Annotated in this window: 14 protein-coding genes and 1 tRNA gene; 13 read left to right on the top strand and 2 right to left on the bottom strand. The window is 60.9% G+C overall.

Annotated features, from left to right (window positions below; translation table 11 throughout):
• Positions 1–69 precede the first annotated feature (69 nt).
• Positions 70–954, bottom strand: coding sequence for an NAD(P)-dependent oxidoreductase (locus tag PCO31010_RS13325; RefSeq protein WP_281357738.1), 885 nt, complete (start codon positions 952–954; stop codon positions 70–72).
• A gap of 354 nt (positions 955–1,308) precedes the next feature.
• Here PCO31010_RS13325 and ybgC point away from each other — a divergent pair, with 354 nt between their 5' ends.
• The 9 genes from ybgC to PCO31010_RS13280 all read left to right on the top strand — a co-directional run bounded on the left by ybgC (position 1,309) and on the right by PCO31010_RS13280 (position 8,306).
• The gene (gene ybgC / locus PCO31010_RS13320; RefSeq protein WP_150664707.1) at positions 1,309–1,791 is read left to right on the top strand and encodes a tol-pal system-associated acyl-CoA thioesterase; all 483 of its coding nucleotides are present in this window, start codon (positions 1,309–1,311) and stop codon (positions 1,789–1,791) included.
• A 38-nt stretch (positions 1,792–1,829) separates the two neighbouring features.
• Positions 1,830–2,504 (top strand): protein TolQ, encoded by a 675-nt coding sequence (gene tolQ, locus PCO31010_RS13315; RefSeq protein WP_039399508.1) that lies wholly within the window; start codon positions 1,830–1,832, stop codon positions 2,502–2,504.
• Between the two features lie 21 nt (positions 2,505–2,525).
• Positions 2,526–2,960: a protein TolR gene (gene tolR, locus PCO31010_RS13310; RefSeq protein ID WP_046291400.1), complete on the top strand. Its 435-nt coding sequence runs from the start codon at positions 2,526–2,528 to the stop codon at positions 2,958–2,960.
• Entirely contained in the window at positions 2,957–3,994 is a 1,038-nt protein-coding gene (gene tolA, locus PCO31010_RS13305) for a cell envelope integrity protein TolA (RefSeq protein WP_150664706.1), read from the top strand. The genes tolR and tolA overlap by 4 nt, the downstream gene beginning before the upstream one ends.
• A 101-nt stretch (positions 3,995–4,095) precedes the next feature.
• Entirely contained in the window at positions 4,096–5,388 is a 1,293-nt protein-coding gene (gene tolB / locus PCO31010_RS13300) for a Tol-Pal system beta propeller repeat protein TolB (RefSeq protein ID WP_150664705.1), read from the top strand.
• A 30-nt stretch (positions 5,389–5,418) separates the two neighbouring features.
• On the top strand, positions 5,419–5,919 hold the full coding sequence (locus PCO31010_RS13295) for an OmpA family protein (protein WP_174984711.1): 501 nt from the start codon (positions 5,419–5,421) through the stop codon (positions 5,917–5,919).
• A gap of 10 nt (positions 5,920–5,929) precedes the next feature.
• Positions 5,930–6,673 carry a tol-pal system protein YbgF gene (gene ybgF, locus PCO31010_RS13290; RefSeq protein ID WP_246184598.1) on the top strand — a complete coding sequence of 248 codons (744 nt, stop codon included), beginning with the start codon at positions 5,930–5,932 and terminating at the stop codon, positions 6,671–6,673.
• A 335-nt stretch (positions 6,674–7,008) separates the two neighbouring features.
• Complete coding sequence (locus tag PCO31010_RS13285) at positions 7,009–8,124, top strand: YeeE/YedE family protein (protein WP_150664704.1); 1,116 nt, start codon at positions 7,009–7,011, stop codon at positions 8,122–8,124.
• A gap of 106 nt (positions 8,125–8,230) precedes the next feature.
• Positions 8,231–8,306, top strand: a tRNA-Lys gene (locus PCO31010_RS13280).
• Positions 8,307–8,452: 146 nt separating this feature from the next.
• Here PCO31010_RS13280 and PCO31010_RS13275 read toward each other — a convergent pair.
• Complete coding sequence (locus PCO31010_RS13275; protein WP_150664703.1) at positions 8,453–9,310, bottom strand: alpha/beta hydrolase; 858 nt, start codon at positions 9,308–9,310, stop codon at positions 8,453–8,455.
• 185 nt (positions 9,311–9,495) lie between these two features.
• Between PCO31010_RS13275 and PCO31010_RS13270 the strand changes: the two genes are divergently transcribed.
• From PCO31010_RS13270 to PCO31010_RS13255, 4 genes are all read left to right on the top strand, one after another.
• Positions 9,496–10,218 carry an AraC family transcriptional regulator gene (locus PCO31010_RS13270; protein ID WP_343039182.1) on the top strand — a complete coding sequence of 241 codons (723 nt, stop codon included), beginning with the start codon at positions 9,496–9,498 and terminating at the stop codon, positions 10,216–10,218.
• A 111-nt stretch (positions 10,219–10,329) separates the two neighbouring features.
• Positions 10,330–10,794, top strand: a complete 465-nt coding sequence (locus PCO31010_RS13265; protein WP_150664702.1) for a RidA family protein — start codon at positions 10,330–10,332, stop codon at positions 10,792–10,794.
• Positions 10,791–12,182: an adenylosuccinate synthetase gene (locus PCO31010_RS13260; protein ID WP_150664701.1), complete on the top strand. Its 1,392-nt coding sequence runs from the start codon at positions 10,791–10,793 to the stop codon at positions 12,180–12,182. The genes PCO31010_RS13265 and PCO31010_RS13260 overlap by 4 nt, the downstream gene beginning before the upstream one ends.
• Entirely contained in the window at positions 12,172–12,792 is a 621-nt protein-coding gene (locus PCO31010_RS13255) for a pyridoxamine 5'-phosphate oxidase family protein (protein ID WP_174984709.1), read from the top strand. The genes PCO31010_RS13260 and PCO31010_RS13255 overlap by 11 nt, the downstream gene beginning before the upstream one ends.
• Positions 12,793–12,827 lie beyond the last annotated feature (35 nt).

Raw genomic sequence — 12,827 nt, 5'->3', positions numbered from 1 at the left:
CGTCCCCACAGAAGCTTGGTAGCGCAGCAGCACCGGACGCCCGAACCGGGACGCCCTGCCCCCTGACCGTTACGCCTTGCCCGACAACACGCGCAGACGGTGGATCAGGCTGGACGTGTCCCAGCGCGAACCGCCCAGTGCCTGAACGTCGCCATAGAACTGGTCGACGAGCGCCGTGACCGGCAGCGAAACGCCGTTGCGCTGCGCTTCCGCCAGACACAGCCCGAGGTCCTTGCGCATCCAGTCCACCGCGAAGCCGTAATCGAACTTGCCGTCGATCATCGTCTGGCCGCGATTGTCCATCTGCCAGCTGGCGGCTGCGCCCTTATTAATGACGTCGAGCACGAGCGGCATGTCCAGCCCGGCGCGCTGACCGAAGTTGATGGCTTCTGACAACCCTTGCACCAGTCCTGCAATACAAATCTGGTTGACCATTTTGGCCAACTGACCGGCTCCGGCTTCGCCGATGCGCGTGACGGCACGACCGTAGGCGCCGAGCGTGGCGGACACGCGATCGAATGCCGGGGCGTCGCCGCCGCACATGATCGTCAGCACGCCGTTCTTGGCGCCGGCTTCGCCGCCGGAGACCGGGGCGTCGACGAAATGCAGGCCCTTCTCGCGCGCGACGGCGTAGAGCTCGCGCGCCACATCGGCCGAGGCGGTGGTGTGATCGACGAAGACGGCGTCCGCCTTCATGCCCGCGAATGCGCCGTGCTCGCCGAGCACGATGCTGCGCAGGTCGTCGTCGTTGCCCACGCAAGCGGCGACGATGTCGGCGTCGCGCACGGCCTCGGCGGGCGTGGCTGCTGCATTGCCGCCGTACTCCTTGGCCCATTGCTGCGCCTTGGCCGCCGTACGGTTATAGACCGTCACCGAGTGACCGGCACGTTGCAGATGGCCAGCCATCGGGTATCCCATCACGCCCAGACCGAGGAAGGCGACGCGAAGGGAGATAGAGGCGGGGGTAGCAGCGGAGGCAGCGGAAGATTGCGTTGTGGGGGAAGTCAATTCAAGGGCCTCGCAGGTTGGTTCACTATGAGCGACCGGAGGGCACGCAGTGCAGGCGTGCGCACACGGCGGTCTTGTCTGAAATACAGGGGGCTTGCGAGCCGTCATTATAGAGACGGCCACCGCCCGCACGCTAGCGCCATCCCCCGCCACACGGGGCATCGCGACGATTTCGCCCCAGTTTGGTGCTTAACCGGACCGTCCGGACGACATCCAATAATCGCTCGTAACAATCAGGGGGTCCGGCCTGTTTGAAAAATTGTGTTTCCGTGACTGGCGTTACCGCTGCGTTCCGATACAATGCGCGGCATGGCTGATTTTGATACCTGTTGGTCAATTCGCGTTTACTACGAGGACACGGACGCCGGAGGCGTCGTCTTCTACGCCAACTATCTGAAATTCTTCGAACGGGCCCGAACCGAGTGGCTCCGTTCGCTTGGCATCGAGCAACTTGAACTGGCCCGCAATACCGGAATGATCTTTATTGTGCGCGCCACGGCACTCGATTACCTGAGCCCTGCCCGGCTCGACGATCTCGTCGTCATCAAGAGCCGCATCGAACGTATTGGTGGCGCCTCCGTCGACTTCCTTCAGGAAGCCTGGCGCGACGCCCCCGACGGCAGCAGCGAACTGTTGGCGCGCGGCAGCATCAAAATCGGCTGCGTGGCCGCAGACACGTTGCGCCCCGGCAAGATTCCCGCGCACGTGCGCCTCGCCATGCAATCGGCAGCCAGGACGGCTCAAGCCTTAGCGGATGCAGCTGCCCGATCGGCAGCCGCCTGAAGCCAGGACAATAATTCCGGTCAGTCAATAACCACACCATGCCCGATCAAGACCTTTCCATCATTTCGCTGGTCATGCATGCCAGCGTGCTCGCCCAGGCAGTCATGGGCCTGCTGCTGCTGCTCTCGCTGCTCTCGTGGACGCACATCTTCCGCAAGATCTTCGCGATCCGTCGCGCGCGTGCTCAGACCGAGCGCTTCGAGCGCGACTTCTGGTCCGGCGGCGATCTTCAGGCGCTGTATCAAAGCGCGCTGAACAACCGTCACCAGACCGGTGCGCTGGAACGCATCTTCGAATCGGGCATGCGCGAATACATCAAGGCGAGCGAGAAAGGTCTGAACGATCCGCATGCCATTCTGGACGGTGCGCGCCGCGCCATGCGGGCTTGCTATCAACGTGAAATGGACTCGCTCGAAGCGAATCTGCCGTTCCTCGCGTCGGTCGGTTCGGTCAGCCCATACATTGGTCTGTTCGGTACGGTGTGGGGTATCATGAACGCTTTCCGCGGCCTCTCGAACGTGCAACAGGCAACGCTCGCCAACGTGGCGCCGGGTATCGCGGAAGCGCTGGTGGCAACTGCCATCGGTCTGTTCGCCGCTATCCCTGCCGTGGTTGCCTACAACCGCTTCGCCACCGACATCGACCGGCTGTCGATCCGCTTCGAGAGTTTCGTCGAAGAATTCTCCAACATCCTGCAACGGCAGATTCACTAAGCATTCCGGGAGCGCCGAGACATGGCAGGTTCTATGCGCAACGCTCGCCGCGGCCGTCGCGCCATGGCGGACATCAACGTCGTACCGTACATCGACGTGATGCTGGTGCTGCTCGTCATCTTCATGGTGGCTGCCCCGCTGGTCGCGCCGTCGATCGTCAATCTGCCGAGCGTCGCCAATGCGAGCCCGCAGCAGCAGACGCCGCCGGTGGTCGTCAATATCGAAGCGGACAATCGCATGCTGGTGCGTTACAAGGATGGTGAAAACACCATCGAGCAACGCATGAGCGCGGGCGATCTGACCGGTTTCCTGCAAGGCCGTCAGGCGGCGAATCCGGATCAGCCGGTCGTCATCGCCGCCGACAAGTCGGTGCGGTACGAAATCGTCATGAACGTGATGTCCGATCTCAAGGCTCAGGGCGTGAAACGCGTGGGCCTGCTCGTCAAGCAGAAATGAGTCGCACTGTAGCTCGCTCCGACCGTCCCATCGGTCCGCGCAAAGATGAGCGCGGCACGGGACGGGCATTCCTTCTCGCGCTGTTCATGCATGCGCTGCTGTTCGCCCTGCTCTTCTACGGCATGCGCTGGCAGAACAGCTCGCCCGCCGGTTCCGAAGCGGAATTGTGGACGCCGACCGAAGTGGCCGAACCCACACCGCCCGTCGTGACGCCGCCGCCCACCCCGGCCCCGCCGGCCGTGGCCGCCCCCACGCCACCGGCCGAAGACGCCGACATCGCCCTCCAGCAGAAAAAGCGCAAGCAGGAACAGCAAGCCGCCGAACAGGCGCGTCTGCTCGAAGCGCAGCAGGAGAAGGCGCGTCAGGAAGCACTCAAGCAGAAGCAACTTGCCGAGCAGCAGGCGGCTGCCGAACTCGCGCGCAAGAAGGCGGCAGACGACGCGGCACGCCAGCAGAAGCTGGCCGATCAGAAGAAGGCTGACGAACAGAAACGTCAGAAGGAAGAAGACGCCAAGAAGGCCGAACAACTGAAGCAGCAACAATTGGCAGACGCGCAGAAGAAAGCGGATGCCGAGAAGAAGGCTGCGGAAGACAAGGCGGCCAAGGCCAAGGCTGCGAAGGAAGCGGCTGCGCAGAAGGCGGCGGATGCGGCACGCGCCGATCGTCTGGCCTCGTTGCGCGGCATGGCAGGAGGCACTCCGGGCGCGACCGGCAACGGTCTGGGCTCGCAGGCGGGCGGTACCGGCTCGGGCGCCGGCGGCACGGCATCGGCGGGTTACGCCGACCGGGTGCGCGCCAAGGTCAAGCCGAATATCGCTTATGGTGGCGACACCGAGGGCAATCCCACGGCGGTCGTGACGGTACGTCTGGCACCGGATGGCAGCGTACTGTCGATGCAGTTGGCCAAGTCGAGCGGCAACCCCGCGTGGGACGCCGCCGTACAGGCCGCCATCACCAAATCCGATCCGTTGCCGCGCGACACGAACGGCAAAGCCCCCCCGACCGTCAACCTGCGCTTCAGTCCAAAAAACTGAGTGTGTTGTCAAACGGGAACGAAAACCGAGCGATGCGAGTCCATTTTCATTCGAATGTGGTAAAAATGGCCCTTGCAACGCGTAACTGACCAATCGAACGCATGCGAATTTCCAGTCAATATGCATGGCGTGCGCTGGTGGCCACCTGGCTCACCGCGGCTTGCACGATCGCCCATGCGCAGACACCGCTGACCGTCGACATTACGGGCGTCGGCTCCAACCGTTACCCGATCGCCGTGTCGACTTTCAAAGGCACGGCGCCGACGGATATCGTCGCCGTCGTCAAGGCCGACCTGAGCAATAGCGGTCGCTTCAATCAGATCGATACGGGTGGCGCCACCGTCGGTGTGGACGATTCGGTCGATCTCGGTACGTGGCGCGCCAAGGGTGCAAACGCTTTCGTCTCCGGCACCATCGCCCCGGCAGGCAACGGCAACTTCCAGGTCAGCTTCCGTCTTTACGATGCCGTGAATGGCCAGCCGCTCGGCGGTCTGGCGCTGACGTCGTCGCAAGCCAACCTGCGTCTGACCGCACACAAGATCGCCGACTACATCTACCAGAAGTTGCTGGGCGATCGCGGCGTGTTTGCCACGCGTCTGTCGTACGTGCTGCACAACGGCCCGAACTACCAGCTTCAGATTTCCGACTCGGACGGTCAGGATGCACGCGTCGCCCTGAACAGCCGCGAGCCGATCATCTCGCCGGCCTGGTCGCCGGACGGCACCAAGGTCGCTTACGTCTCCTTCGAGAAGCGCAAGCCGGTCGTGTACATCCACGATCTGCCGAGCGGCCGCCGTGCCGTGCTCGCGAACGAGAAAGGCAACAACTCGGCACCGTCGTGGTCGCCGGACGGCACCAAGCTGGCCGTGGCCCTCTCGCGCGACGGCAACACGCAGATCTATCAGGTCAACGCCAATGGCGGTGGCCTCAAACGTCTGTCGCGCAGCGGCGCGATCGACACCGAACCGCAGTATTCCCCGGACGGCAAATGGATTTACTTCACGAGCGATCGTGGAGGTGGTCCGCAAATCTACAAGATGCCGGCTGGTGGCGAGAGTGAAGGCGGCGCGCAGCGCGTGACCTTCAAGGGGAGTTACAACGTCAGCCCGCGAATCAGTCCCGACGGCAAGTTGCTCGCGTTCATCGCGCGTCAGGGTGGCGGATTCAAGCTGAGCGTGCAGGATATGAGCACTGGCGATGTTACGGCTCTGACCGACACCAGCCACGACGAGTCACCGAGTTTTGCCGCGAACGGCAAGTACATTCTTTATGCAACGCAGTCAGGGGGCCGAAAGGTTCTCGCGGCAGTCTCGGTGGACGGGCAAACCCGGCAGATTCTTCAGGTTCGAGGAGGGGAAGTTCGCGAACCCTCCTGGGGCCCTTTTATGCAATAACATCAACAGCAACATCAATCGGAGGCTCATATGAGTTCCCTGCTTCGTAATATCCTCGCCATCTCTTCGCTGGCCGCTCTGGCCGCTTGCTCGTCGGGTGTGAAGCTCGACGACCAGGCTAACGCCAACAAGGGTCAGACCACGACCGACGCACGCGCCGTCGCCCCCGTCGACGCATCGGCTGACGAACTGAACAACCCGAACGGCCCGCTCGCCAAGCGCAGCGTGTACTTCGGTTTCGATTCGTACAGCGTCGATTCGCAATACACCCCGCTGCTCCAGGCTCACTCGGCCTTCCTGTCGAAGTACTCGCAACGTCGCGTGCTGCTGCAAGGCAACACCGACCCGCGCGGTACGAGCGAGTACAACCTGGCCCTGGGTCAGAAGCGTGCTGAAGCCGTCCTGAAGACGATGACGGCACTGGGCGCCAACGCCAACCAGATGGAAGCCGTGTCGCTGGGCAAGGAAAAGGCTACGGGTACCGACGAAGCCACCTGGGCCCAAGACCGTCGCGTCGACCTGGCTTATTGATTGAATCGTCATGACGTCTCGTTTGCTTAAAAACATGATCTGCGCAGTGACGCTCGGCACTTCGGTGCTGAGCCCGCTTGCGCATGCCGGATTGTTCGACGACGACGAGGCGCGCAAAGCGATCCTCGATATCCGCAGCCGTCTGGATTCAGACAAGCAGCGGATCGAGGGGCTCACGCGCAACGTGCTGGATTTGAACAACCAGATCCAGCAGTTGCAACGTGATCTGGCCGATCAACGCGGCCAGAACGAAGATCTGAAGAACCAGCTTGCGAACCTGCAACAAAGTCAAAAGGATTTCTACAACGACCTCGATGGCCGTCTGAAGAAATTCGAACCGCAGCAGATGACCGTCGGCGGCGTGACCGGCACCGTCCAACCGGGCGAGAAGGAAGTTTTCGACGCCGCGCTGACGAAATTCCGCAACGGTGACTACAAGGGTGCGCAAACGGATTTTCGGACCTTCACGGCGAAGTATCCCGCCAGCCCGTATCAACCCGAAGCGCAGTTCTGGCTTGGCAATGCGCAATACGCCAACAAGGATCTGAAGGGTTCGACTGCGACGCTGCAAGGGATCGTGACGAAGTACCCGACGAGCCCGAAGGCTGCCGAGGCCATGCTGGCAATTGCCAGCAACCAGGCGGAATCCGGGCAGACTGCGGCAGCGAAGAAAACGTTGCAGGATCTGGTGGCCAAGTACCCGGACACCGAATCGGCAGCGGAGGCCAAGAAGCGCTCGGCCAAGCTGAAGTAAGACGCCCCCTGGGAGGTTGAGCGAACCAACCTTCCGTGTGAGGTCACTCGTCAAACGAACGACGCCGCCCCTGGGCGGCGTTGTCGTTTCCGGCGCGCACTTTACGAGCGATGGGCATGACCTCAAGTAGAATACGGACTTTCCAAACGTTCGAGGCGCGGCGTCTCAGGGGATGCGTGTGGACCGTCAGTGTCCCGCACGTCATGGCGACCGTACCCGCGATGTGATCGTGCACAGGTTGCGCATCACGTCTGATAACAACACTGCCTGCCGCGCCCCGTGGCTCGCGTCAACGTATCGAACGGCCAGTCCGGCCGCTATCGTCTTCTCGCCTCATGACCGACGTCGATCTGAACGCCCTCTCCCACACTGTCGTGTGGCTCACCTTTGGCCTGGCCTTCGTGTTTGGCGCTGTGCTCCAGCGCACGCACTTTTGCACGATGGGCGCACTCTCCGACATCGTGAACATCGGCGACTGGAATCGCATGCGGATGTGGTGGCTCGCCATTGGCGTCGCGACCATCGGCACGGGCGTGCTCGCCTCGCAGGGCATCGTCGATCCGGTCAAGGCCATTTACACGACGCCGCGCTTTACCTGGCTCTCGTATCTCGTCGGCGGCTGGTTCTTCGGCTTCGGCATGGTGCTCGCATCCGGATGCGGCAGCAAGACGCTCGTGCGCATCGGCGGCGGCAATCTGAAATCGTTGCTCGTCTTCGTGATGATCGGCGTGTCGGCATACATGACGCTCAAGGGCTTGTTCGCTGTCTTGCGCGTGGCCGCGCTCGATAGCGTGCAGACGACGTTTGCAACGTCACAGGATCTGCCCACGCTCCTTGGCGGTCTGTTCGGTGGCGACGTGCACCGTGCGCAACTCGTGCTCGGCGTGATCGTCGGTGGCGCATTCGTGATTGCCGCCGTTGCCCGACGCGAATTCTGGACGTTCGACAATCTGCTCGGCGGGCTCGTGGTGGGCACGATCATCGTGGCGCTCTGGTACGTCTCGGGCAAGATCGGTTACGTCGCCGAGAATCCGAACACGCTTGAAGAGAGTTTCGTTGCGACGAACTCCGGCAAGATGGAAGCACTATCGTTCGTCTCCCCGCTCGCTTACACGCTGTACTGGCTGATGATGTGGAGCGACACCAGCAACGTCATCACGCTGGGGATTTCGAGCGTGCTGGGCGTGATCGCCGGTTCGTTCGTGTACGCACTCGTATCGCGCAACTTCCGCTGGGAAGGTTTCCACGGGACGGAAGATACGGCGAATCACATGGTCGGCGGTGCGTTGATGGGATTCGGTGGCGTGACGGCGCTGGGTTGCACGGTCGGACAGGGGCTCTCGGGTGTGTCGACGCTGGCGGTCGGCTCGTTCGTCGCCATCGCGGCGATTCTGGTGGGCGGCGTCTGTGCGTTCAAGTATCAGATGTGGCGCATTGAGCGCAGCGTTTGAGCGTAATTCGCGTGCAACTGCGAGAAACAGCCTCGAAATGGACACATCCGCGTCACAGAAGTCTTGACACTATAACGACCGCGACGCTATAATCTTTTTCTTCGTTGGGTCGTTAGCTCAGCTGGTAGAGCAGCGGACTTTTAATCCGTTGGTCGCAGGTTCGAATCCCGCACGGCCTACCAAACGAATTCAAGGGGTTGCGAGTCATCGCAACCCCTTTTCTTTTTTGCTCGCGTGGGCTTTTCTGCCTTCGCCGCACTTTCCATCGCTTCGGTGCAGGCGATGCCTCTATCCAATATCAGAGGCATCATAATCGCCACACCATCGATTATCGATGCTTGATCATCGCGAGTATCGCGTTCGACAGGTCGTTCCCTTCGATGCCCACACGATCCACTGCATCGAAGTGGTGACCGTCACGCTGACGCACGATCTGAACATCCAGCCCATGATCGTCCAGAAGCGTCTGAAACTGCGCTTGCAACCGATGAAACTCGTCTGACTCGTCTCCGCCCACGCTGAGAATGTAAGGCAACGGCACACGCGGAAGATGTCGGATCGGGCTGAAGTCGGCGACTTCGCGTTCGTCGAGTTGCACCGCCTTGTTCAGATAGCACAGGCGAATCGGCTCGAGATCGTAGAGTCCGCTAATGGCACACGCCCCCTTGATCAAATCGAGCGGCGCATCGTAAGACGTCCAGTCGGTGCCGGCCAATGCCGCCGTCAGATGACCCCCGGCCGAGCTGCCGCATACAAAGATCGCGTCACCATCGACCCCAAGGTCCGCCGCATTTCTATACAGGTGCAACACAGCCTGTCGATTGTCCTCAACGATATCCCCCATACGAACGGCGGGCGCCAGACGGTAGTTCACGACCACGAAGTTGATGTCGTTGGCCTGATAGAGACCGGCGAGCGCGCTGAAATCCGACTTATCCAGCGATTGCCAGTAGCCGCCATGAATGAACACCAGGGTGGGTCTACCCGTACGTTGGGCAGGGAACAAGTCGTAGGTCTGCTTCTCGTCGGGTCCGTACGCCACATCCTCACGGACCGCATTTGCTCGGCGAAATGCTTCACTGGTGCCGGCCCATCGAGAGAAGATTTCGAGATGATCGGGAATGCCTGCGCGAACGTTGTATTGACGATCCAGCGCCTCTTGATCAAATGAACGGTAAACCGTCATGCTAGCCTCACTATTCGAAATTGAAGTTGATCTTCCGCCGCGTTTCTCCGGCGCGAAAAGCGAATCTAAGACGGATGCGCCACAGCTGCACGCGAGTAAGTGTCAATCTATGCCGAGGTCACGCCATGTTCGGGAAGAGTGAAAATCGAGAGGACTACCAGCTCATCAAACGCCCTGTGGGGGGCATGGCGCGCGACCTGCCCGATCGGTACTTCATCGACCATCACGAGCATGTCCGAGGTCAATTGATCTATGCATGTTCGGGCTCCATCATCGTGACCACCGCACAAGGCAACTGGGTCGTCCCTCCACTGCGCGCGGTCTGGGTTCCGCCGAAAGTGAGGCACTGCATGCAGGCCGTGGGCCCTATCGAGATGCGTACGCTGTATTTCGACGCCGATCACGTACCGCTTCGCGCCAGCGATTGTTGTGTGATATCGGTTTCGCCGCTGCTACGCGAACTCATCGAAGCCGTCACAAGAATTCCAGTCGACTACGATATGGAGGGAAGAGACGCAGCCGTTGTGAAGCTGCTGTATCACGAGATCAGACCGTTGCGCATCGAGCCTCTGCACCTTCCGATGCCATCGGACGAACGTATTGCCCGTATCTGCCGGTGGATTCTGTCGAACCCTGCCGAAGAAACGTCCGTCGCCGCATGGAGCCAAGTCGTCGGCGCAAGCGAGCGCACGATCATTCGCTTGTTTCCGGAGCAAACCGGCATGACATTCACACGATGGCGACAGCAAGCCCGACTGCTCGCCGCGGTTCAGATGCTCAGTGCACAACGCTCGGTGACGGACATTGCATCGTCGCTCGGCTATGACAGCACAAGCGCGTTCAGCGCGATGTTCCGTAAAGCGCTCGGATGCACACCGACCGAGTTTTTCAAAACCGGCGGCTCCTGATGCGAATTGGCGTAATCGCGACACACGTCTGCACCACCGCCACATTTTCTCCTTTTTGAATCCTCCAGAATTAATGGACAGCCGCAGCGGCGGCACCTTTCTGGAGATCAAATGAGCATCTACAAACGCATCGCCGAAGCGGGACTCACCCTACCGCAACTCTCGGTGACATCCGCGCCCTTCAAACCTTTCAAGCTGCACGAAAACACACTGATCGTATCGGGACAATTACCGGTGCGCGATGGCGCACCTGTCTGGACCGGCAAGGTGCCCGCCGACGTGTCCACCGATGACGCACGCAACGCCGCGAGACTTTGCGTCATGAACGTACTCGGATGGGTCCACGTTGCCACGGACGGGCAATTGGATCGCGTGAAGCATGTGCTGCGCGTTGGCGGCTTTGTCGCGACGTCGGAAGGATTTGCAGATGCACCGTCAATCGTGAACGCAGCATCGGAGCTGCTGACACAACTCTTCGGCGAGGCCGGTGAGCATGCACGGATCGCCATCGGCGTCGCAAGCCTTCCGTTCAACGCGCCCGTGGAAATCGAGGCCACGTTCGTGCTCGCCCCATGAACCCCACCACCGGTTACGCCGACGTACTCGTCGGACTGCAATATGGTGACGAGGGAAAAGCAAAAATCGTCGACAAACTTGCCAGCGATTACGACATCCTCGCTCGCTTTAATGGCGGCGCAAATGCTGGTCATACAGTGGATTCACCACAGGGCCGTGCCCGACTTGCCCAAGTGCCTTCCGGCGTGTTTCATCCGAAGACGTTGCTTTACATCGGATCGGGATGCGTGGTCAATCTGACTAAGCTGTCTGATGAGATCGATACGCTGACCAACATCGGCATTGGGCTCCATGACCGTCTGTTTGTCAGCGAGGAATGCGCACTGATTCAACCCGCTCATCTGGAATTCGATGCGGGGAACGGCGCGGACATCGGTACGACCGGCAACGGCGTCGGGCCGTGTTACGCAGGTCTGGCCCTTCGTTCGCATCGTGGTGTACGAACTGCGCTTCAGCTTCGCGATCTGGTTGCGGATGAAGCCTGGACGTTCACGCAGATGGCGCAGTATGCGTCCCTGAGCGGAAACGCCCCGGAAGACGAGACGGCCAGGGCATTGACAATCGCCACCATGCGCGAAGCCTGGCAGCGCTTGCGAGACACGATCACTGTGGTGGACTCCCAGTGGATCACTCGCAAGGTCATGAACGGCGCGAGAGTGCTTTTCGAGGGGGCGCAGTCAGTCATGCTCGATGTTACTGCAGGAGCGCAACCCTACGTCACGTCCAGTCACACGTCGCCCTCGTTTGCTTTTGTCGGGGGCGACCTTCCCTGCAAGTATCACCGCAAGACGATCGGCGTCGCGAAAGCGATCGTTTCTCGCGTCGGCTCGGGTCCGTTTCGCTCGGAGTTCGGGGGCGCACGGTCCGCGCGATACTGCGCCGACGCCGCGCTACGGGGCATCGGCTGGCGAGAGGAAATGGATCGGTTCGACGCCGACGCCCTGCTCAGTTCAGACGACGATTTTTCCGTCGGCACCGCGCTTCGCATTCTGACGCGCGAGTACGGCACTGGCAGCGGACGCCCGCGTCGCCTTGGACGGCTGGATCTTGCCCAGTTGGCGGACGTCGTGAAGCGACATGGCGTGGACGAGCTCTATCTGAACAAATGTGACTGCCTATCCCTTTTCTCGAAGACACGCGACGGCCAGATCCCCGTACTCGTGAATGCTGCCAGTGACGGCACACCAGCGCCCGAGCTCCGGCACTTTCCTGCTTTCGACACACTGCCTCCAACGCCAAGCGCTTTCGATGAGCTTCCGCGCCCCTTGCAGACACTGCTCCAGACAATTCAAGCGTTCACCGCATGCCGCATCGTCGGCATCGGCCTTGGACCCGGCCGTGAGCAGCTACTTCCTATCACTGAAGGAGACCTCAGCCATGACACCTGATTACCTCGACACTGAAATGCGACGGACCGATCTCGCGTGGAGCGACTGGCCCGCCATCGAAGCCTTCTTGCAAGACGAACTGATTTGCCGTGCGGCAGTCAACGACACCCCGTTTCCTTACGTGGTGCCACAGAGTTTCACTTTCACGGGTGACGCGTTTCTGATCCACTGCTCGCGATTCGGGACATTCTCCAGGCTCATTCAACAAGATCCTCACGTAGTCATCGCTATCGATCGTCCCGTGGCTCTGCTGAAAGCCCCCAAAGGCCAAAACACCAGCCTTGAGTACTACAGCGTTATCGCGCGGTGTCGGGCGATGACCAGTCTCGACACGCATCACGTGATCGCGCACCAGAATGAAGCGCTGGCGAAGTTCCGCCCGGAAAACGACTACACCGCGATAGAGCCTGCCGCCGCGAATCAGATAATGGCCATCCGTTGCCGCATCGAGAGCCTCAGCGCGAAAAAGCGCATTCTGGCCGACGGCCAGCACTCACCGCCCGGTCAACCGAAAGCACCGTATCTTCGCTATGCGTTCGAGCGAGGTGCGTGCGTATCCGGCTTACCCGAGGAAGCCTTCGATCCTCATCGTTTCGGTCGCAGTCAATAGTCTTCCCACACGAGCCGAACGAACACCAGCCACGC

Origin of the sequence: Pandoraea commovens (genome assembly GCF_902459615.1) — a bacterium.
GTDB classification, from domain to species: Bacteria; Pseudomonadota; Gammaproteobacteria; order Burkholderiales; family Burkholderiaceae; genus Pandoraea; species Pandoraea commovens.
Note: the sequence above shows the minus strand (reverse complement) of the source record. Positions and strands in the feature narration are given on the sequence as shown.

Excerpts from the sequence above, each read along its gene's own strand:
- ybgF (WP_246184598.1), top strand. The coding sequence starts at position 5,930 with ATGACGTCTCGTTTGCTTAAAAACATGATCTGCGCAGTGACGCTCGGC.
- PCO31010_RS13270 (WP_343039182.1), top strand. The coding sequence starts at position 9,496 with ATGGCGCGCGACCTGCCCGATCGGTACTTCATCGACCATCACGAGCAT.
- PCO31010_RS13260 (WP_150664701.1), top strand. The coding sequence starts at position 10,791 with ATGAACCCCACCACCGGTTACGCCGACGTACTCGTCGGACTGCAATAT.
- tolA (WP_150664706.1), top strand. The coding sequence starts at position 2,957 with ATGAGTCGCACTGTAGCTCGCTCCGACCGTCCCATCGGTCCGCGCAAA.
- PCO31010_RS13295 (WP_174984711.1), top strand. The coding sequence starts at position 5,419 with ATGAGTTCCCTGCTTCGTAATATCCTCGCCATCTCTTCGCTGGCCGCT.
- PCO31010_RS13285 (WP_150664704.1), top strand. The coding sequence starts at position 7,009 with ATGACCGACGTCGATCTGAACGCCCTCTCCCACACTGTCGTGTGGCTC.
- tolQ (WP_039399508.1), top strand. The coding sequence starts at position 1,830 with ATGCCCGATCAAGACCTTTCCATCATTTCGCTGGTCATGCATGCCAGC.
- PCO31010_RS13265 (WP_150664702.1), top strand. The coding sequence starts at position 10,330 with ATGAGCATCTACAAACGCATCGCCGAAGCGGGACTCACCCTACCGCAA.
- tolR (WP_046291400.1), top strand. The coding sequence starts at position 2,526 with ATGGCAGGTTCTATGCGCAACGCTCGCCGCGGCCGTCGCGCCATGGCG.
- ybgC (WP_150664707.1), top strand. The coding sequence starts at position 1,309 with ATGCGCGGCATGGCTGATTTTGATACCTGTTGGTCAATTCGCGTTTAC.
- PCO31010_RS13275 (WP_150664703.1), bottom strand. The coding sequence starts at position 9,310 with ATGACGGTTTACCGTTCATTTGATCAAGAGGCGCTGGATCGTCAATAC.
- tolB (WP_150664705.1), top strand. The coding sequence starts at position 4,096 with ATGCGAATTTCCAGTCAATATGCATGGCGTGCGCTGGTGGCCACCTGG.
- PCO31010_RS13255 (WP_174984709.1), top strand. The coding sequence starts at position 12,172 with ATGACACCTGATTACCTCGACACTGAAATGCGACGGACCGATCTCGCG.